This window comes from Clostridium sp. ZS2-4 (assembly GCF_026719745.1).
GTDB lineage: Bacteria > Bacillota > Clostridia > Clostridiales > Clostridiaceae > Clostridium_H.
Map to the genome: position 1 here is coordinate 1 of NZ_JAPPRQ010000133.1, position 20,286 is coordinate 20,286.

Below are 20,286 nucleotides of genomic sequence, written 5' to 3' on the forward strand. Positions count from 1 at the left end.
AACTTTCTCTTTAAAGGTTATAATGCCTTAGAAAGAAGAATATCGGAAAGCCGTGTGCGGGAAAACCGCATGCACGGTTTGATGAGGGGAAGAAGGAAATAAAATTTCCTTCAACCTACTCTACAATGGCCAATCCCCAGTCCCCAGATAATAACATTTTGCTATGCAAAACTAAAATTAAAATAAAGTAAAGTAGGCTTAAAAATAGATATAATCTACCTTTAAGCCCATTTTATTTTGATTTTATATAATTATGCTTAATTACTTTTATTTTTTTCTTTATGCTGGGAATTGGTGATTGGTGATTGGTTACTAGAATAAAATTGTTTCACAATTTTATTCTAGTAACCAGTTTGGAGGGTTTATGAATATAATATAAATTAAGTAGGCGTTTATATTTTTATATGCTTCATAATTCATAAATAGTAAAGGGGTATTATAAAATGATGGGATATAGTGAGGTGTTTTATAGTAAACTAGAGATGTTGGCAAAAATTCTTATTTTATTAGAACTGTTTGATGAATATTATAGAGAACGGAGATATATAGCCAGTAAAAAGAAAAAAAATATTCAGCAAAAAAGTCTCTCAAATAATAAAAAACAAAATAATAAACCTTTAAAAAAATGTGAAGCTTTGACTGATGAAAACTCTCAAAAATGCAAATCGAATATAGGGGGAAATATTAAGCCGAAAGAAGTGAGGGTCGATAACACATTCACATCAAAAATTCCAGTTGTAATAGCGGAGAAAAGAGTAGATATACCTGTTGAAATCGCAATTGAATTGGAAGAAGAGGCTTTAGAAATTAAACGTTCAAGTCATAATGTGTATTTAAATGAAGCAACATTAATACCAGTAGAGGATAATAAGCAGAAAAAAGGAAAGCTATTTTTAAAAGGTTTTGTTAAAAATAGCCTGGAGTATTCTAATGAAAAACATATAAACAATGCAATTATAAGTGGAAGAATAAAACATAGTATAGTATATATTCCTTTTGAATGTACTACGATTATAGATTATACTTTTCCACCAAATTTTAACTTTAAAGATGATGTTAGAGAGATAGCACTTAATGTTTCTAATAATCCAGATGACAATGAACATATGAGCATTAGTGAAGAATCTATAAAATTTAGTGAACAAATATGTTGTGACATAAACAAAGCAAAAATATATGGTACAAGAACATATAGTAAAAATCCTTTAAATGATAATTTGAAATTAGAAAGTGTTTTTACAAGATTGCAAGAAAAGGTGATAGTAGAGTTATATTTAACATTAACTCAAAGACAATGTGTTAATATGATTACTTAACTTTATTCCATGACTAATAATTCTAATATGTTATCTAAATTAAGGATTGTTTTATTGGCTTCCATTATTTTAACTAAAAAACTCTACTCATTAAATTTTATTGTGAGTAGAGTTTTTTAATATAATTTTTTATAATCTATGTTTTTATAATAGGTATTTAAAATGGTTTTAAAATCTATACCTTCTTTTCCAAGATACATGGCTCCATATTGGCTCATTCCAACACCATGACCGTAGCCCCCACCATAGAGAATATAGGAAGCATTAACATTCTCTATGGAGAAAAAAGAAGAAGGAAGAGTAGTCCAATTTCCTAAAGGTTTTCCTGAATATTGGATTATTTTAGGAATATTTCTGTTGTATCTAAAAGATCTTCTGACAAAAGAATCTTTTTTTACATTTATAATAGCATTTTCAAATATAAAAGATATTTCTAAAATATTACCTCCTTCACTTCTATTAATCACTTGTATATTTTCCAGATTTGTCAGTTTGCTAGGAAGTTTTTTTAATTTTTTATGTTTCCCATCATTTTTAAATATAGTTATGTATTCAGACGAAGTTTTATAAATATTTCTTAGATTTATATTTAGGTTTTCTTGTAGAGTATCTTTATCAAATGATATACGCCACCTATAATAGGGGGATTTATTGTCAAAAGAGCTTAGGGTTTCATTTTTATAAAATTCAAGCCATTCTTTTTCATCTAAGGGAAGGGGAATATTGTTTTTAAGAAAGTTATTTGTTTTTAAATAGGGTTTATTATCACTAGATCCGTCAGCTTTAAACCAGATATCTTGAAAGTTTACACCTGTACCGCAGGAAGTCGAATAGTATTTTGCATCTATAGGTTTATTGTTATAAGTCATTATAATACCATCAGTGTTTTTTACTGCTTTGTTTGAAATTTTTTGGGCGTGTATATTATTGTATACTTGACTTTTTATGCTATCATCTACATAGAAACCTAAATTCCCATAGCGGTTAGAAAACATATCTGAAATGGCATAAGTTCTAGCTGCAACAGCTTGGCATTTTAATGCTTCAAGTCCACCCCAAATAGGCATTTCAGAAGGTACCACTTTACAAAGGTAGTCTTCAATATTTACTTCATTTATCAATATTATTCCATTTTGTGTAGGGTAAAGCTCAAGGATTCCACTATAACTTGGATTAAAGGATGGATAGCCTCTAGTTATATTGGAGATCATTAAATCTTTTCCTTGAATATAAAGCCTATTTTCAGTTTCTATTTTGGTTTCATCAAGATAAAGTATCAGTTTAGTATTTTTAAATTCAGCTGTTATATCAGCATTGCAAGGAAGTTCTATGGATATATGATCAACTGTACTGTAGATTTTACAAGGAGAATTAAGATGGATATTTATTTTTGTGTGGTATATAGAAGAAAAATTTGATGTTGAAATTGCAACACGAGTATTAGTGTAATCCTTCAGAGGATAAATTATAAAGGTTTTGAGTTTATCATTATCTAAAAATGAAACAATATTATTTTTACCAACAATTAAATCCTTACTGCTGCCTACGCTTATATTATTATTTTCATCTATTTTATAAAAAGTTGGATTTTTAGACAGATTTTTTGGACCTAACATCTCTAATTCGTAGTTCTTTGTACTCTTTATCATAACTCTATTAGATATAGGGTTATCTATTTTATAATTATAAATTTTAAAAGCGTTAAATTTAAAGCTTATAACAGTGTATTTAGGGAGAGTTAAATTCGGAAGCTTTATTTCTTTTAGAACACCATTTATATACATTGTTGAATAGCTTGAATTGGATTCAATAAAAATTGCGTGAGTAACTTTTCTAGGATAAAACAATACAAACAATATTACGATAATAGAACTAATTAAAATTAAAAGAAATTTTTTCATACAAATACCTCATCTATATATTATTATACTAAAATCATATCCATATTTTAAATATTTATTAAAGGTAAAAGTATTTTATGTTATAAATTGGTAAATTAAGAATAATATATTGGAAGAATATAATTAGTTGCTTTTGGGTTAAGACTTATATAAAAAGATAAATTTAGTCTTTAACAAATTTAGAGTGTTAAAGGCTAAATTCCTCTTAAATCAAAACTTGGCACAAAACTTTCAGAGGCTGTTCCTTGCTCTTGAATGTATGCTTTACTTATACCCAAGTTTATACAATAATTTATTAAAGCCTCATAATGCTTGGGGTTAATTTTTTTGTTTATTTCTGGATAATGGGAAGTATTGAACATTGGAGTATATTGATTCATTAAGCTGATGAATACAGAATCTTTAAAGGTATCATATAGATAATCAATAATTTTTTTTGAGTCAAAAAGAAGCCCAGGCAGCATAAGGTGCCTTATTATAACTCCTTTTTTTATTGATCCATTTATATCAAAATCAGCCTCACCCACTTGAGAAAACATTTCTTCGATTACTTTTGAGGCAGTAGTAAAATAATTAGGAGCATTGGAATATTTAATTGCATATTTATCATTGAAATATTTTAGGTCAGGTAAGTATATATCTATATATCCTTTTAATGCTTTAATAGTTTCCAAGTTTTCGTAGCTATTTGTATTATACACAATAGGAAGCTTAAGACCAGAATTTTTTGCAAGTTTTAAGGCTTCTATTATTTGTGGAACAAAATGAGTTGGAGTGACTAAATTTATGTTATGAGCACCTCTTTCTTGCTGTTCTAAAAAAATTTCGCTAAGTCGTTGTATAGAAATTTCTTTTCCTACTCCATTACTGCTTATAGCATAATTCTGGCAATAGACACATTTTAAGTTACAATTAGAGAAAAATATTGTTCCAGATCCCTTATCACCAGAAAGACAAGGTTCCTCCCAATGATGAAGAGAAACTCTGGCAAGTTTTACTTTTTCGCTTGAATTACAAAAACCTGTATTTCCATTTGATCTATTAACTCTACAATTATGTCTGCATAAAGTACAATTTTCAATCAAGTGTGTCACCTCTTTTCTTTAGTACATTTTAAATGTAAAATGTAAACTGCAAACTGTCAACTTGATAATTATAATATACATATTTTATCTGTTTTTGTAATAGAAAATAATACATTGTACTATAAAAACAAGACTGATAGCACCAAAGGCAGGATAAACATAGCTTATTAAGTTTACAAATCCAAATTTTGATATTGGTATTGTAAGTAATAACATAATTATTACTGCTTTTTTATAAGAAAGCTTAAATACATGTTCAACAGCTTTGCCTAAACTATAAATATGAGAAACTTCAGTAGAAAACATTTCTAACCACATAATAGATAAAAGGATTATCTGTATTAACTTGCCAAATCTATTAGCAATATATAAAAGCGGTATATCATATTTAAAGATATTTGGTATATTCAGAATCAACATGAAGTTTAGCATAAAAGATAGTATTGTAAGTACAATTGAGCCTAATAGAACTCCTATTTTTAAAGGAGTTTTAAGCTTTAACTCTGAACTTAATGGAACAAGAACACCGCTGCATGATATTATATTAAAACCTGCATATAATAAAGCTGAAACAACCCAATTCTTATTTATATGTGGAACGCTTTTTATATGTGAAACACTGACAATATCTTTAGATAATCCTATAAAGAGAAAAAATATAGTACTAATTACTATTATTAAACAAGGAACTATAAATGAGTTTATTTCTAGCAAGCCCTCAGTATCTTTTAACAAAACATATAAAGAAACAAATGCCATCAATAATATTCCTATCCATTTAGAAATGTGAAAATATTGGTTTACGAGAGCTCCGCTTCCAGCTAGGATTATTGCAGAACCGCTTAAAAGAAAAACTCCCATAAGAATGTCTATTACTTGACCTAAAAATCCAGGACTGACTATCTTTATAAATTCATTGTAGGATTTTAAGTTATATTTAATACTTATATGTATGATTATAAATCCCATAACTATATAAATAATTAGACATATCAATATTCCGATAAAACTTTTATACCCGTATCTTGAAAAGAACAAAGATATTTCTTCACCTGAAGCAAGTCCAGCTCCTACAATGGTTCCAATAAATACGGCTGCTAATTGAAAGGTTAGAGTTAAATATTTTTTCAAATTAATACCTCCAAAAAATTTATAATAAGTTTCTTTTTATAAATATATAAAAATTAATAAAAATAATGATTATATAAATTAAATTTTTATTTTAGTGGAAAAATAAATGTAAACCATAAGAATAGGAGATAAACAGTATGAAAAAATATATAAGTTACATTTTAGTGATATTTATGTTTTTTTCTTTCATAGCTTGTAGCCAAAAAAAAGTAGAAGATGTAAAGGAAAAAGACAATTTTGATATTAAAGAGGCTAGTGTAACAGTAGATAAGTATGTAAAGCTTATAAAGAATGAAGATTATGTTTCCTGTAATAAGCTTTTAAGTGACAATATGAAAACTAAGGAAGAGGAATTGACTGAAAATGAGTTGAAAATAATAGGATATAAAATAATGGAAATGAGTGAAACAAATGGTGAAGGTGAGTTTAAAGTAGGAATTATTAAGAGTAATTTGAATATACCTGAAACCATAATAACAGAATCTATGATAACTGTAATTAAAAAAGGGATGGATTACAAAATAGACAAAATTGATAACACGGTTAAAAAAGAAATATTTTATAGAGATAAAATGTTAAGGTTAAGGAAAGAAAAAGAAGTAGATACTAATTTAGTAATAGATATGCAAGGTTTACCTAAATATGCTTACTCAAAAGATGATAAAGCAAAAATGAAGATTCAGGCAGTACCTAAAAGCAACTTTGGAGTTATAGAATTCGGATATGAAGGCAACAAACTTGCAATGACTACTTTTGATGTTAATACTTTTGTTGGTATTTTGATGCTGGACGATACAATGATTACACAAGGGAATAATGAGCAAAATGGTCAGCAGAGTAAGCAACAAGAAAGTGTAGGAGGAAAGGTGCTTAAAGAAGTACCAATAGGAAAACAGCTTCTAGCTTGTGACATTTTAAATAATTCACAAGTGGAAGCGATGATGTTTTCAATGGATGAAAAGTTTTTAGCTGTACAGTATAAGACAAGAGATAACAGTAAAAGATGTATGAGAGTTTATAGTGTAACAAGTGGAGAACTTATACCTATTATGTTTGAAGAAGAATATCCTTTAAATAAAGTTCAAGTTGTTTTTGAAGAATTTCAAAAGGAGAAGATACTGTATAAGGTAATTTCCAAGACACAAATAGAGAAGAATAATGAATATATAGGAAATTGGGAGATGGATTTAAAAGAATTTAAATTTAAGAAAATAGAGAAGTAATATGGGAATGAGAGTGTCCGTAGTGTATAATATCTATGGACACTTTTAGCTGTATAAAGGAGAATAATATGATAAAAACTTGGGGAAACAAGAGATATTATACATTAAATTATTTTTTAAGACATAAATTTGGTGAAAAGGTATTTAAAATATCTTTGGATGCAGGATTTTCATGCCCTAATAGAGATGGAACTATAAGTAAGGGGGGATGTATATACTGCAGCGAAAGAGGTTCTGGAGATTTTGCTGGAGATAGAAGTTTTTCTATAAGTAGTCAATTTCAAGACATAAAGGCGATGATGAAAAATAAGTGGAAGAGCGGAAAGTATATAGCTTATTTTCAAGCTTATACTAATACTTATGGAGAAATTGAAGAATTAAGGAGAAAATATGATGAGGCTATAAAACAAGAGGGAGTAGTTGCTCTTGCTATTGCAACTAGACCTGATTGTTTAAGCCAAGAGGTTATAAAATTGATAAGTGAATATAATGATAAGCTATATACTTGGGTAGAGCTTGGGCTTCAAACTTCTAATGAAAAAACATCAAAGATTATAAATAGAGGCTACACTTTAGATGTATTTGAGGATTCATTAGAAAAGCTCAGAAGGGAAAATATTGATGTTGTAGTACATACTATATTTGGACTTCCTGAAGAGGGCAGAGAAGAAATGCTAAATACAATAAAATATTTATCGAATAAAGATATACAGGGTATAAAAATACATTTACTGCATCTGTTGAAAGGAACCCCTTTAGTTAAATTATATGAGCAGGGTAAGCTAAGGTTTTTAGAAAAGGATGAGTATATAGATTTAGTTTGTGAAGCTATAACTTTATTGCCTGATAACATTGTAATACACAGATTAACAGGAGATGCGCCCAGAAATCTGATAATAGGTCCTATGTGGAGTTTAAAAAAATGGGAAGTCTTAAATGATATTGATAAAAAGCTTAATGATGAAGAATTATATCAAGGGAAAGCTTTATAATTTATCATTTGATTCATTATTGTTTATTAAAAAAAGAAGTTAGTAGCGATAACAAAAAAACTCTTGTATACACAAGAGTTAAATTAGATAGCTTTTTCCATAAGTTCAGAGTATTCATAGATATATTTATCAGCAATGTTTATAATTTCTTCTTTTTGGTAGCTTGAATAATCATCATGAATTCCAACAACTTTCATTCCTGCTGATTTAGCACCTATTACAGCAGGCAAAATATCTTCGAATACAACACATTCTTCAGGATTAACACCTAATCTTTGGGCAGTTAATAAGTAAACATCGGGAAATTGTTTTCCGCGACAAACTTCATCAGTTCTTGTTATTGTATCGAAATATTGGTAAATTTCATTTGTTTTCAGAGCTGTTTTAAGAAGTAATGAGGAATTACTTGTAGCAAGACCTATTTTTATGCCCATTGATTTTAAGATTTTTAGATATTTTTTAGCACCAAATTTTAATTTTACATTAGTTTCATACTCTTTTAAAGCCATATCATTCCATTCGTGCATAATATCTTCTATACTCTCTTTTAATTTGAAGGTGTTTTTGAAGTATATGGCTACTTCTTCAAAACTTAAATGCTCTATTTTAGATTTTAAATCTTTAGGGCATTCTATGTTTCTGTTTTTTAAAAAGTCTATGTCTATTTTTGACCATACCCACATAGAATCTACTAAAGTCCCATCCATATCAAAGATGGCAGCTTTTATATTTGTTAACATATAGTTCACCTCTTCCAGTATAATAATTATCGGTCGTTGGATAAATATTGGATTTTATGGTATCAAGTAAAAAAATAAACTAATATAGAAGAAATAGTTCCTAAAAAAGAACCAGCCAAAACATCAGTAGGATAATGTACTCCAAGATATATTCTTGAAATACCAACAGAACAAGCTAGTACTATACTCATTATAGCTGTATTTGGAAAAATTAGAGCCGATGTAATTGCCATTGAAAAAGCAGCGGCAGTATGACCTGATGGAAAAGAATATTCGTCTATTCCAATCTTTTTTATGTTTAAAGTATTAATTTTTAAAAATGGTCTAATCCTATTAACTGAAGTTTTAATTACTCTCGCTACAGCTGAGCTGCATATTAAGGCTATACAGGATTTTATACCTAAATTGTGGATAAGTTTATTGGAGTGAAATGTAGTAATTAAACAAAATAATATAGAAAACAGCATAGATCCTAAATATGTTATAGGAGGCATTAGAAAATCTAAGACTTTACAGTGCAACGAATTATTTATTAGCTTTAGAATAGCTATATCTCTATTTTCGATTCTTTTAAATATAGTCTTCAAAGGGGCACCTCCCACAATATTAATAACATTATTTTATCATAATATTTTATATCGTAGTATATAAAATATTATATTACCTTAAGTTTATATAATATTGTTTAAAACTAGGTTGATGTTATTTTAAACTTATATTAAATATTTTCACTTTTACTTTCAAAGTTAATAAGTATCTTTAAAAGTATATGCTAAGTGTTTCTAGTGTTTCTTGTGAAAATAAAAAAAGAAGTTATTCATTGAATAACTTCTTGGTCGGGGTGGCAGGTCTCGAACCCGCGGCCTCATGGTCCCAAACCATGCGCGCTACCATCTGCGCCACACCCCGCCGACGAATTATATTATATAACATTTAGTTATATAAGTCAACAAAAATTTTATAATATTATTTTAAAATTTTTGTTTTCTATGGTATATATATTATTACCATCTATTATAGATGCATTAGATGTACCAGGTCTTATGTTTCTCATAACACCTTTTTGGGTATCTTCTATGTCTTTTTTAGGATTTGAAAATAATAAATAGATATTACAACATATATTTAAAATCCAACTTATGCAGAAAATTATGCAGAGAGGAGGTAATATTTTAATTAATTTATTTGGTTTGAATATTTTAAATATTATAAATAGAACTATTACTATTATTGTACCTAGAATACTCATTCCTAAGAATAGATTTGCTGCAATATTTATCAAATCTGTATTAAGCATAATGTATTCTCCTTGTCGAATTTTTATAGAAGAGATGAATTTCTCTTATTATTAATATGATTCATTAGTATAATTTATTAATACAATACTTAGTTTAATCATAATTATAATTGTAATTAAAAAATACATATAAATAAATTATATAACATATTATTATATTATGATATATAATTTTAAAATTTTTAGTAGTTATTTATAAAAAATAAAAGAACCTATGAATTTTAGGTTCTTTTAAAACGTATAAACTATTTATTTTTATCACCAATTCCTCGAGTTGGAACTGTAGAAATTATAAAACCTATGAATATTGAAACAAGAGCAGGAGCTATTATGTTTAACTGAGCGATAAAACGAGTTCTATAAAAAATGAGAGCAGTAATGCCAGTTATTATTACTGATCCAATAAAAATATATATGACAAATTTAGCAAAAGAGCTTAGGAATCGCTCATATATTTTATGTCTAGTAGGTCCGCTTAGGACAGATTTAAATAAGTAATAAGAAACAAGTATTAAAATGATATCTACTATACCGGAAATCAAAAAAAATTTCATTTTAAAAACCCTCCTATAAAGTGAAACTTAATTAAGATAGAATATTACAATTATTAGTCATGGGATAAATATTCAATGATAGTTTTACCTTATTTTAAAAGTTTTATGTGTGTATTTATCTTATATTCAGTATTATCAAGCTTTTGAGATGACTTAAACTAATTTTTACATGGAGTATAACTTTTAGATAGGATTAAGTTTTAATTCATTTCAATCAGATAATTTATTAGTGACATTGATTAAGTGGTGAATTTATTGACAATAATTAGAATAAATATGTAAAGTTGGTTAAAACAAAAAAGCCTTATTTTAAGGAGGTTCTTATGCAAAACCTAATTCAAATAAATAAAGCTAGTGTTTATTATGACGATGTTTGTGCATTAAACAACATAAATTTACAAGTCAAGGAAAAAGAATTTTTAGCTATTTTAGGACCTAATGGTGGGGGAAAGAGTACTTTATTAAAGCTTATTTTAGGGTTTAAGGAACCTAAGTATGGAGAAGTTAGGATTTTAGAAGATGCACCACAAAAAAACAGAAATTTAATTGGATATGTCCCGCAGTTTTCTAGGTTTGATAAAAATTTTCCTGTAAGTGTTGAAGAAGTTGTTTTAATGGGGAAATTGAGAAAAAAATTTGTGCCTTTTTATAAAGTTGGCAAGAAAGATAGAGAAAAAGCTTATGAGATAATGAAAGAACTTCATATATATCATTTGAAAAATAGACAGATAGGACAATTATCAGGAGGACAGCTTCAAAGGGTACTAATTGCAAGAGCACTTATATTAGAACCTAAAATTTTGCTTTTAGATGAGCCAACAGCAAGTCTTGATGCTCAAACTAAGACTGAGATATATGAATTATTAAGAAAATTAAATAAGAAAATTACCATTATATTAGTGACTCATGATATAGGCGTGGTTTCTGCTTATGTTACGAGTATAGCATGTATAAATAAAGAATTGTATTATCATGGAAAAGCTGAAATAGGTAATGAGATTATTACAAAGATTTATGGGTGCCCAGTTGATTTGATAGCACATGGAGTTCCTCATCGTGTTTTAGCAACCCATGTGGAGGGATTAGATGATTAAAGCATTTATTGAGTACACTTTTATGCGTAATGCAGTGTTTGCTATTATTCTTGCAAGCTTTGTATGTGGAATAATAGGAACAATTATTGTAGAAAAGAAATTAGTAATGATGAGTGGAGGAATTGCTCATACTGCCTTTGGTGGTATAGGAATGGGATATTTTTTAGGTATAGAACCTATTATTGGAGCTTTAACTTTTGCAGTGTTATCCTCAATCGCAGTAGTAAAAATTAATAGAAGCACAAATACTAATTCTGATACGTTGATAGCAATGTTTTGGTCATTAGGTATGGCTCTAGGAATTTTATTTATAGCCTTTACTCCTGGATATCCACCAGATATGACATCTTATTTATTTGGAGATATTTTGAAGGTGTCAAACACAGATGTAAGAGTGATGATATGGTTAGATATTATTGTATTATCCATAATGGCTGTATTATTTAATTATTTTAAAGCCTATTTATTTGATGATGAATTTATAAGTATTTTAGGAATTAATACTGGTCTTTTAGAATATTTGATTTATATACTTATAGCATTTACTATTGTTGTGTTAATCAGAGTTGTAGGAATAATTCTTATTATAGCATTACTTACTGTTCCACCAGCTATTGCAAAACAATTTACTTATAACTTAAAAAAAATTATGATAATATCATCTTTTTTAGGAGTAATATTTGGTTTTGTAGGACTTATTCTGTCATATTACTTCAACATAGCTTCAGGAGCTTCTATTATTATAGTAGGAGTAGGGAACTATATGATTATTTCATATGCAAAAAGAATACTTAAGAAATTCAATGAAAATAAAGTAAAATATAAAATTCATTCTTAAGTGAATAGAAAAGGCATATATTGCTTGAAAATTGATAGCAACATATGCCTTTTGACTTATTTTATTTTGAATTTGTTTATTTTTTCAAACTACCTAATATTATTTTTTAAGTACATTTCCCCAATTTCATAAACATCTCCAGCTCCAACTGTTAGGAGTAAATCCCCTTCTTTTAATTCTTTATTCAAGAATTCGGTTATAGCATCAAAGCTATGGAAGTTCTTGCAGTCTACTCCCTTTTCTCTTATTTTATCTCCAAGGGTAATGGAGCTTACAATACCAGTATCCTTTTCACGGGCAGCATATATATCAGCAAGAATAAGAGTATCTGTATTGAAGAAAGAGTTGGAAAAATCATCAAATAAACTTATAGTTCTAGAATAAGTGTGAGGCTGGAATACACAGAAAATTCTATTATGAGGGAAATTTCTAGCGGCATTCAGCGTAGCTTTTATCTCAGTAGGATGATGGGCGTAATCATCAATTACAATTACCCCATTTGTTTTTCCTTTAATTTCAAAACGTCTATGAGTACCAAAAAAATTTGAAAGACCATTTACTATAGAGTTTTTATTGATATTTAATCCTAAAGCAGCACCTATGCTGGCAAGAGAGTTAAGTATATTATGCTCTCCAGGCACGTTTAATGCCAATGTAAATAATTTTTCATTTTTATTGTATACATCAAAAGTTGGACAGCCTTTGGCGTTAAACACTATGTTTTTGGCAGTTATATCTCCATTTTTAATTCCAAAAGTAATTATATTACAGTTGGCCTCTTGAGATACAGCTAAAGCTCTAGAATCATCCCCATTAACAATAAGATATCCATCATTGGGAATAAGTTTTGCGAATTTTACAAAGGTATTTTCAATATCATTAATATCTTTATAAAAATCTAAATGATCAGCTTCGATATTAAGTATGATTCCTACAAATGGATAAAATTTTAAGAAAGAAGCTTTATATTCACAAGCTTCAGTAATAAAGTAGTCACTACTTCCTACTCTAACATTACCGTTTATGATATCTAAATTTCCACCAACTAATATAGTTGGATCCAAGTCAGCACTTAAGGTTATATGTGAGAACATAGATGTGGTAGTAGTTTTTCCATGAGTTCCTGCAATAGCTACATTATATTTGTGACCGTTCATAACATGACCTAAAAATTCTGCTCTGTCTAAAGCAGGTATATTTAAAGCCCTAGCTTTTACAAGTTCAGGATTATCTTCAGCTATGGCGGCAGTATATACAACTAAGTCTACATTATTTATATTATCAGCGCTGTGTCCTATGTATATTTCAGCACCTTTTTTTTTGAGATTACCTGTTAACTCGGATGCACTTCTATCAGAACCAGAAACCTTATATCCGTTATATAGTAGGATTTCAGCAAGACCACTCATGCTTATTCCACCTATACCAATAAAGTGTATTTTTTTATGTGTATCTTTTAAAAAATCAAATGACATTTAATCAACTCCTTTATCTGAATAAAACAATACCTATTAAATCATTATATACAAATTTTAAGAAAAACAATACATGTATATGATAATAAATTTTAAAATTATTATCATATACACAAAAAAACGAAAGTTATAGATATTCAACTTTCAAACTTGAAATTTCTTATAGTCAGTAATTTTATAATGAAAAATGGATATTTTATTACTGCGAAGGCTAAATATAATAATAATAAAGTGTTAAAAAATATTATTGATAATATAGGCGTTTTAGAATAAAATATGAATAATAAGATAAATTTTTAAGAGAAAATTCGTTAAATTTATAGATAGGAGAGAATCATGCAAAAATTTAATAGAAATCAAAGGATTACAGCTATAACTAAAATATTGATGGAAAATCCCAATAAGGTTATAAATTTAAATACATTCACAGAAATGTTTAATGCTGCAAAATCTACAATAAGTGAGGATATTGTAGTTATTAGAGAAACATTAAACAGACTTTCACTTGGTACAATAGAGACTATTTCAGGTGCTGCTGGAGGAATTAAATATACTTGTGGGATTTCTGAAGAAAAAACGTTAGAATTTGCAGAAGAATTATGTATAATTTTACAAGATAAACAAAGAATAGTACCAGGAGAGTTCATGTATATAAGTGATATAATGTGCAATCCTCAGATAATACAAAAGGCAGCAGTTGTTTTGGCATCACAATTTAAAGGATTAGATATTGATTATGTTGTTACCGTGGAAACGAAAGGCATACCGTTAGCTTATGAAGTTGCTAAAATGCTAGGAGTAAATCTTATTATTGTAAGAAGAGATAACAAGGTTACAGAAGGACCTACTGTTTCTATAAACTATGTTTCGGGTTCAAGTAAGAGAATACAGACAATGTCATTATCCAAAAAAACGATAAGAAAAGGAAGTAAATGTATTTTTATTGATGATTTTATGAAGGCAGGAGGCACTGCTGTTGGAATTATTGATTTATTAGAGGAATTTGAAAGCAAACTGCTAGGTATTGGAGTATTGATTGATAATATTAATACGGAAAAGAAATTAGTACATGATTATGTATCAATTATAAAATTTAATGGTTTAGATGAAAATGACAATCTTATATTATATCCTAACAAAAGTTGCAAAAAATAAAATTTTCTAAAAATTTATTCAAATAAAGAAGGAAAAAGATAAATTATGGAGAATAATATATGTAAAGCATCTTTGGAGGTGGATTTCAATGCAAATTACAGATGTAAGAATTAGGAAAATTTCTGCGGAAGGAAAAATGAAAGCTATTGTATCAGTAACTTTTGATAATGAATTTGTTGTTCATGACATAAAGGTTATTGAAGGGCAAAATGGTCTTTTCATAGCAATGCCTAGTAGAAAAACTCCTACAGGAGAGTTTAAAGATATAGCTCATCCAATTAATACTGACACAAGACAAAGAATACAAAAAGCAATTTTGGATGAATACGAAGTGGTTAAAAATGAAACAGATACCGAAAATGGTGAAGAAATAGCGATTGAAAGTGAAGAATAAAAAGGAGGATATTACTCCTTTTTATTTTTTTTTATGCATATATTTAAAAACTACCAATGAAATATACTGTATTATAAGGTTGAAAAAATCTATTATATAAAATATAATATAATAGGCGTAAAGCTTAAGTGTTATACCATATATTTTGAGAAGAAGTTAAATACCGTGTAAAGAGGTGTTTGTATTGTATAAATGTGCTGTTATACTTGCCGCTGGCAAAGGAAAGAGAATGAAAACTAATTTACCGAAGGTCTTACATAAAGTTTGTGGCAAAGAAATGGTAAACCATGTTGTAGATACTTTGAGAAGTGGTCACATAGATGATATAAATATTGTAATTGGAAATGGAGCAGAAGAAGTAAAAAAAGTCACAGAAAGTAGAAAAATTAGTTACTCCATTCAAGAAGAACAATTAGGAACGGGTCATGCACTTATGTGTTCTAAGAATTTCTTAAAAAATAAAGATGGTGTTATAGCTGTATTTACAGGGGATGCACCACTAATCAGTGAAGAAACAGTTCAAAAACTCATTGAATTCCATAAAAATGGTAATTATAAGGCTACTATACTAACTGCTATTGTTGATAATCCAACTGGATATGGTAGGATAATTAGAAATAAAGATGGAGAAGTTGAAAAAATAGTAGAGCATAAGGATTGTACAGAAGAAGAGTTAAATGTTAGAGAAATTAATTCCGCAATGTATTGTTTCGATATAAAAGAACTTATCAATAATCTTGATAAACTAAATAACAGTAATTCACAAGGGGAGTATTATCTAACAGATGTTATAGAGATACTAAAAAGTAATAACTGCAAAATAGGAGCAGTTGATGTGGATGTTGATGAAATTAGAGGAGTTAATTCTAGAGTTCAGCTTGCTGAAGCGGAAGAAATATTGAGAAAAAGAATAAATGAAAAACATATGGAAAATGGTGTTACAATCATAGATCCTAAAAACACGTATATAGGTGCAGATGTAGAGATAGGAATAGATACTATAATATATCCTGGTAATGTAATAGAAGGCAAAACTATTATAAAAGATGAATGTGTACTTTATCCTAATTCAAGAATACAAGACAGTATAATAGAAAAGGGAGTTACAATACAAAGTTCAGTTATACTAGAAAGTTATGTTGGAGAAAATACTACAGTTGGTCCATTTGCGTATATAAGACCACAAAGTGAAATAGGTAATAATGCTAGAATCGGTGATTTTGTTGAAATAAAGAAATCTAAGATTGGTAATAATACAAAGGTATCTCATTTAACTTACATAGGAGATGCTGAAGTAGGTAATGAATGTAATTTTGGATGTGGAACTGTGGTGGTTAACTATGATGGGAAAAATAAGTATAAAACTATTGTAGGAGATAATGCTTTTATAGGGTGTAATGCTAATTTAGTAGCACCAGTAGAGGTTGAAGATAATGCTTATGTAGCAGCTGGCTCAACTGTTACAAAAAATGTACCAAATGGAGCTTTAGCCGTTGCAAGAGCAAAACAAGTAAATAAAGACGGCTGGGTGAATAGAAAAAACTTAAGAAAAGATAAAAAATGATAAAATTTAAGGAGGCTTACATATGATAACCCATGGTAAAACTATTAAAATATTTACAGGTAATTCTCATCCAACTTTAGCTAAGGATATTGCTGATATTTTAGGAGCTTATGTTGGAGACTCTCAAGTAGGAAAATTTAGTGATGGAGAGATTTCAGTAACTACTAATGAAACAGTAAGAGGAACTGATGTATTTGTTATTCAACCAACAAATGCTCCAGTAAATGATAACTTAATGGAATTATTAATAATGATTGATTCTTTCAAAAGAGCATCAGCAGGAAGAATAACAGCAGTAATACCTTATTACGGATATGCAAGACAAGATAGAAAAGCAAAGTCTAGAGATCCAATAACAGCTAAACTTGTTGCAGACTTAATAACTACAGCAGGAGCAGATAGAGTTCTTACTATGGATTTACATGCTGCACAAATTCAAGGATATTTCAATATACCAGTTGATAATTTAATTGGAGCTCCAATTCTTGCTAAATACTTCATAGAAGAAGGATTTAAAGATCAAGAAGACGTAGTTGTCGTATCGCCAGATTTAGGAAGTGTAACAAGAGCAAGAGATTTTGCAGATAGATTAAACTGTCCAATAGCTATAATAGACAAAAGAAGACCAAAAGCTAATGTCTGCGAAATAATGAACATAATTGGTGATATAAAAGGTAAGAGAGTTATCTTAATGGATGATATGATAGATACTGCAGGTACTATAACTAATGGTGCTAACGCATTAGTTGAAAGAGGTGCAAAGGAAGTTTATGCTTGTTGTTCTCATGGTGTTTTATCAGGTCCAGCATTTGAAAGAATAGAAAACAGTGCTATTAAGAAACTAGTTGTTCTTAACACTATAGATTTACCAGAAGGAAAGAAAAGCGATAAATTTGAAGTGTTATCAGTAGCACCTATATTTGCAGAAGCAATTAAAAGAATATATGAAGATGTTTCTATAAGCAAATTGTTTGTATAGATAAAGTGAAGCTTTTTATATGGGGTTTTAGAGAAATTAGTCATTAGATAAAATTAAATATACGTAGTAAAGGACGTAAATATAGACAAAACTTATATAGCCTATATTTATGTCCTTTTGTTTTAGATTCAGTGTAATTGGAGAATTAATATTTATCATAAAGTTAATAATAAATTGTAACATTTATTTTAATTTATTGTTTTAAATATTTAAAATATATTTAAATATGATAGAGTATTAGTATAGGCATGAATTTTAAGGTCTGAAATTCTATACAGTTAAAAATAAAAGTGGAGTTTGATGTTTATTAAAAATTAATGGTTATTCAATATACAAAATTAGGGGGAAAAAGCATGGATGGAATGTTAGGGAAAATATTAATCGTGGATGATGATGAAAATATATGCGAAGTAATAAAAATGTATTTAGAGAACGCAGGATATTCTACCACGGTTTGTTATGATGGAAAAGAGGCATTAGAGGCTTTTGTGCAGTATATGCCAGACTTGGTTTTACTTGATATTATGCTACCACATATGGATGGAGTAGATGTATTAAAGCGGATAAGAAGAGAATATGAGACTCCGACTATTATGTTAACTGCAAAAGGTGAAACTTTTGATAAGGTTTTAGCTTTGGAATTGGGAGCAGATGATTATATTGTAAAACCTTTCGAACCTAAAGAAATGATAGCTAGAGTTAAAGCTGTACTTAGAAGATATAATGTAGAAAATGAGAATAAAGAGATTCTTAAATTCCAAGGACTTATAATTGACATGAATTCATATACTGTTGTTTATGAAAGCAATGAGATTAAGATGCCGCCTAAAGAATTTGAATTATTATATTATCTTGCTAGTAATAAAAACAAAGTTTTTACAAGAGAACAGCTTTTATGCGAAGTTTGGGGATATGATTATCCAGGAGACTCTAGAACTGTAGACGTTCACGTAAAAAGACTCAGGGAAAAACTCCAAGGTGGATCTAATTGGCAAATAGAAACTGTTTGGGGTGTTGGATATAAGTTTGAGGTGAAATAAATGCAGAAGAAAAGCTTGTTTTCTAAAATGGTAGCAACATATACGCTTATAATTACGATAAGCTTTGTTATACTTGCTGCATTTCTATCTTTTTGGTTTCAAGGATATTATTTTGATGAAAGACAAAAACAACTTTCAGGCGAGGCTCAAATAATATCAAACGTAGCAGTGAAGTATTTATATGGAGAAGCTTCATTAAATCAAATAAATGAAGTCTTAAATCATACATCAAAGTATACTTCTTCAGATATATTATTATCTGATAATTATGGGTACGTATATGCAGTGTCAAATCAAGATCATAAAAAATTTATTGGAATGCAAATTTTAACAGAAGATTTAGGAAATTTAAGAGAAGGAAAAGCTGTTGAAAAGCAAGGTTTTCTAGATAATATTTTTAAGGTTCCTGTACATACTTATGAGGTGCCTATATTTTATAGCGGAATATTTCAAGGTGTTGTATTCATTAATACTACTATGAATGAAATAAAGGAACCATTAAATAGGGTGTATGAAATTATTTGGATTTCAGCAGTTTTAGCAATAATACTTTCCAGTATTGTAATTTATTATTTTTCTCAAAAAATAATTGTGAAGCCTTTAGCTAAGATAAACAGTGTAGCAGATAAAATTTCCAAAGGACGAGTTAATAAGAGGGTTGAAATTATTTCCAATGATGAAATAGGAGAGTTAGCACGGTCCTTTAATTCTATGGCAAATTCTTTACAAGAAGTTGAAAATAATAGAAGAGTATTTATATCTAATGTATCTCATGAACTTAGAACGCCGATAACATCCATTAAAGGATTTATTGGTGGAATTTTGGATGGAATTATACCAAAAGAAAAAGAAAGGTATTACTTATCGGTAGCTTATGAAGAAATTCAAAGGCTTACAAGACTTATTAATGATCTTCTTGATTTATCAGCTATAGAAGCAGGAAAGTTTACATTAAATATTCAAGAATTTGATATTAATGAAATTATAAGACTTTCTATTATTAAGTTTGAAACTGTAATAAAATCAAAAAAAATAAATGTAGATGTTTGGCTGGATGATAAAGATGTACGTGTTTTAGTAGATAGAGACAAAATTATTCAGGTAGTAACTAACCTTATAGATAATGCTATAAAATATGTTGATGATGGTGGAAATATCGAAATTAAAACTAAGGTAAAAGGTCAGAAGGTTTTTGTATCAATATATAATGATGGACCTTGTATTTCAGATCAAGATGCAAAATATATTTGGGATAGATTTTATAAAAGTGATAAATCGAGAACATCTAAAATAAGCACAGGGCTTGGGCTTTCCATTGTTAGAAGGATTATAGCTCAACATGGAGATGACATTTGGTTTGAAAATACGGACAATAAAGGAGTAAAATTTATATTTACTCTAAAGTCTTCACGAAGTAAGTAAATTTATTACACAACTAATAATTCTTAAAAAAATTATGATTTATTCATATTTATGTAAAAAAGTTTTAGTATACTTAAGTAGATAGG

Annotated in this window: 19 protein-coding genes and 1 tRNA gene; 11 read left to right on the forward strand and 9 right to left on the reverse strand. The window is 28.5% G+C overall.

Going from position 1 to position 20,286, the window contains the following annotated elements; translation table 11 throughout:
- The first annotated feature begins 443 nt into the window (after positions 1–443).
- Complete coding sequence (locus tag OIO11_RS15470) at positions 444–1,316, forward strand: DUF7852 domain-containing protein (RefSeq protein ID WP_268072347.1); 873 nt, start codon at positions 444–446, stop codon at positions 1,314–1,316.
- A gap of 116 nt (positions 1,317–1,432) precedes the next feature.
- On the opposite strand, the gene OIO11_RS15475 is transcribed toward OIO11_RS15470, so the two are convergent.
- The 3 genes from OIO11_RS15475 to OIO11_RS15485 form a co-directional block, all read right to left on the reverse strand.
- Positions 1,433–3,217, reverse strand: a complete 1,785-nt coding sequence (locus OIO11_RS15475; protein WP_268072348.1) for a SpoIID/LytB domain-containing protein — start codon at positions 3,215–3,217, stop codon at positions 1,433–1,435.
- A 194-nt stretch (positions 3,218–3,411) separates the two neighbouring features.
- Entirely contained in the window at positions 3,412–4,302 is an 891-nt protein-coding gene (locus tag OIO11_RS15480; protein ID WP_268072349.1) for a radical SAM protein, read from the reverse strand.
- An 84-nt stretch (positions 4,303–4,386) separates the two neighbouring features.
- The gene (locus OIO11_RS15485) at positions 4,387–5,433 is read right to left on the reverse strand and encodes a YkvI family membrane protein (RefSeq protein WP_268072350.1); all 1,047 of its coding nucleotides are present in this window, start codon (positions 5,431–5,433) and stop codon (positions 4,387–4,389) included.
- Between the two features lie 137 nt (positions 5,434–5,570).
- On the opposite strand from OIO11_RS15485, the gene OIO11_RS15490 reads away from it, so the two are divergent.
- Together OIO11_RS15490 and OIO11_RS15495 are read left to right on the forward strand one after the other, a co-directional pair.
- Positions 5,571–6,656 (forward strand): hypothetical protein, encoded by a 1,086-nt coding sequence (locus tag OIO11_RS15490; protein WP_268072351.1) that lies wholly within the window; start codon positions 5,571–5,573, stop codon positions 6,654–6,656.
- A 68-nt stretch (positions 6,657–6,724) separates the two neighbouring features.
- On the forward strand, positions 6,725–7,648 hold the full coding sequence (locus OIO11_RS15495; protein ID WP_268072352.1) for a TIGR01212 family radical SAM protein: 924 nt from the start codon (positions 6,725–6,727) through the stop codon (positions 7,646–7,648).
- Between the two features lie 83 nt (positions 7,649–7,731).
- On the opposite strand, the gene OIO11_RS15500 is transcribed toward OIO11_RS15495, so the two are convergent.
- The 5 genes from OIO11_RS15500 to OIO11_RS15520 all read right to left on the reverse strand — a co-directional run bounded on the left by OIO11_RS15500 (position 7,732) and on the right by OIO11_RS15520 (position 10,239).
- Positions 7,732–8,388: an HAD family hydrolase gene (locus tag OIO11_RS15500; RefSeq protein ID WP_268072353.1), complete on the reverse strand. Its 657-nt coding sequence runs from the start codon at positions 8,386–8,388 to the stop codon at positions 7,732–7,734.
- Positions 8,389–8,450: 62 nt separating this feature from the next.
- On the reverse strand, positions 8,451–8,975 hold the full coding sequence (locus OIO11_RS15505) for a phosphatase PAP2 family protein (RefSeq protein ID WP_268072354.1): 525 nt from the start codon (positions 8,973–8,975) through the stop codon (positions 8,451–8,453).
- Positions 8,976–9,221: 246 nt separating this feature from the next.
- Positions 9,222–9,297 (reverse strand) — tRNA-Pro (locus OIO11_RS15510).
- Positions 9,298–9,346: 49 nt separating this feature from the next.
- Positions 9,347–9,685 (reverse strand): hypothetical protein, encoded by a 339-nt coding sequence (locus tag OIO11_RS15515; protein WP_268072355.1) that lies wholly within the window; start codon positions 9,683–9,685, stop codon positions 9,347–9,349.
- 245 nt (positions 9,686–9,930) lie between these two features.
- Positions 9,931–10,239, reverse strand: coding sequence for a hypothetical protein (locus OIO11_RS15520; protein ID WP_268072356.1), 309 nt, complete (start codon positions 10,237–10,239; stop codon positions 9,931–9,933).
- 323 nt (positions 10,240–10,562) lie between these two features.
- On the opposite strand from OIO11_RS15520, the gene OIO11_RS15525 reads away from it, so the two are divergent.
- Together OIO11_RS15525 and OIO11_RS15530 are read left to right on the forward strand one after the other, a co-directional pair.
- Complete coding sequence (locus OIO11_RS15525) at positions 10,563–11,333, forward strand: metal ABC transporter ATP-binding protein (protein ID WP_268072357.1); 771 nt, start codon at positions 10,563–10,565, stop codon at positions 11,331–11,333.
- On the forward strand, positions 11,326–12,171 hold the full coding sequence (locus OIO11_RS15530) for a metal ABC transporter permease (protein ID WP_268072358.1): 846 nt from the start codon (positions 11,326–11,328) through the stop codon (positions 12,169–12,171). The genes OIO11_RS15525 and OIO11_RS15530 overlap by 8 nt, the downstream gene beginning before the upstream one ends.
- 89 nt (positions 12,172–12,260) lie before the next feature.
- On the opposite strand, the gene murC is transcribed toward OIO11_RS15530, so the two are convergent.
- A complete protein-coding gene (murC, locus tag OIO11_RS15535) occupies positions 12,261–13,646 on the reverse strand; it encodes a UDP-N-acetylmuramate--L-alanine ligase (RefSeq protein ID WP_268072359.1) in 1,386 nt (461 codons plus the stop codon).
- A 336-nt stretch (positions 13,647–13,982) separates the two neighbouring features.
- Here murC and purR point away from each other — a divergent pair, with 336 nt between their 5' ends.
- The 6 genes from purR (at position 13,983) to OIO11_RS15565 (ending at position 20,200) form a co-directional block, all read left to right on the forward strand.
- A complete protein-coding gene (gene purR, locus OIO11_RS15540; protein WP_268072360.1) occupies positions 13,983–14,801 on the forward strand; it encodes a pur operon repressor in 819 nt (272 codons plus the stop codon).
- Between the two features lie 88 nt (positions 14,802–14,889).
- Positions 14,890–15,195 carry a septation regulator SpoVG gene (spoVG, locus tag OIO11_RS15545; RefSeq protein WP_268072361.1) on the forward strand — a complete coding sequence of 102 codons (306 nt, stop codon included), beginning with the start codon at positions 14,890–14,892 and terminating at the stop codon, positions 15,193–15,195.
- Positions 15,196–15,379: 184 nt separating this feature from the next.
- Positions 15,380–16,759 (forward strand): bifunctional UDP-N-acetylglucosamine diphosphorylase/glucosamine-1-phosphate N-acetyltransferase GlmU, encoded by a 1,380-nt coding sequence (gene glmU / locus OIO11_RS15550; RefSeq protein WP_268072362.1) that lies wholly within the window; start codon positions 15,380–15,382, stop codon positions 16,757–16,759.
- Positions 16,760–16,781: 22 nt separating this feature from the next.
- Entirely contained in the window at positions 16,782–17,738 is a 957-nt protein-coding gene (locus OIO11_RS15555; RefSeq protein ID WP_268072363.1) for a ribose-phosphate pyrophosphokinase, read from the forward strand.
- Between the two features lie 353 nt (positions 17,739–18,091).
- Complete coding sequence (locus OIO11_RS15560; protein WP_268072364.1) at positions 18,092–18,778, forward strand: response regulator transcription factor; 687 nt, start codon at positions 18,092–18,094, stop codon at positions 18,776–18,778.
- Positions 18,779–20,200, forward strand: a complete 1,422-nt coding sequence (locus OIO11_RS15565; protein ID WP_268072365.1) for a sensor histidine kinase — start codon at positions 18,779–18,781, stop codon at positions 20,198–20,200.
- Positions 20,201–20,286 lie beyond the last annotated feature (86 nt).

What these genes read in the sequence shown, in the direction of transcription:
- OIO11_RS15470 (WP_268072347.1), top strand. Translation starts at nt 444, where the DNA reads ATGATGGGATATAGTGAGGTGTTTTATAGTAAACTAGAGATGTTGGCA.
- OIO11_RS15475 (WP_268072348.1), bottom strand. Translation starts at nt 3,217, where the DNA reads ATGAAAAAATTTCTTTTAATTTTAATTAGTTCTATTATCGTAATATTG.
- OIO11_RS15490 (WP_268072351.1), top strand. Translation starts at nt 5,571, where the DNA reads ATGAAAAAATATATAAGTTACATTTTAGTGATATTTATGTTTTTTTCT.
- OIO11_RS15495 (WP_268072352.1), top strand. Translation starts at nt 6,725, where the DNA reads ATGATAAAAACTTGGGGAAACAAGAGATATTATACATTAAATTATTTT.
- OIO11_RS15500 (WP_268072353.1), bottom strand. Translation starts at nt 8,388, where the DNA reads ATGTTAACAAATATAAAAGCTGCCATCTTTGATATGGATGGGACTTTA.
- OIO11_RS15515 (WP_268072355.1), bottom strand. Translation starts at nt 9,685, where the DNA reads ATGCTTAATACAGATTTGATAAATATTGCAGCAAATCTATTCTTAGGA.
- OIO11_RS15520 (WP_268072356.1), bottom strand. Translation starts at nt 10,239, where the DNA reads ATGAAATTTTTTTTGATTTCCGGTATAGTAGATATCATTTTAATACTT.
- OIO11_RS15525 (WP_268072357.1), top strand. Translation starts at nt 10,563, where the DNA reads ATGCAAAACCTAATTCAAATAAATAAAGCTAGTGTTTATTATGACGAT.
- OIO11_RS15530 (WP_268072358.1), top strand. Translation starts at nt 11,326, where the DNA reads ATGATTAAAGCATTTATTGAGTACACTTTTATGCGTAATGCAGTGTTT.
- murC (WP_268072359.1), bottom strand. Translation starts at nt 13,646, where the DNA reads ATGTCATTTGATTTTTTAAAAGATACACATAAAAAAATACACTTTATT.
- purR (WP_268072360.1), top strand. Translation starts at nt 13,983, where the DNA reads ATGCAAAAATTTAATAGAAATCAAAGGATTACAGCTATAACTAAAATA.
- spoVG (WP_268072361.1), top strand. Translation starts at nt 14,890, where the DNA reads ATGCAAATTACAGATGTAAGAATTAGGAAAATTTCTGCGGAAGGAAAA.
- OIO11_RS15555 (WP_268072363.1), top strand. Translation starts at nt 16,782, where the DNA reads ATGATAACCCATGGTAAAACTATTAAAATATTTACAGGTAATTCTCAT.
- OIO11_RS15560 (WP_268072364.1), top strand. Translation starts at nt 18,092, where the DNA reads ATGGATGGAATGTTAGGGAAAATATTAATCGTGGATGATGATGAAAAT.
- OIO11_RS15565 (WP_268072365.1), top strand. Translation starts at nt 18,779, where the DNA reads ATGCAGAAGAAAAGCTTGTTTTCTAAAATGGTAGCAACATATACGCTT.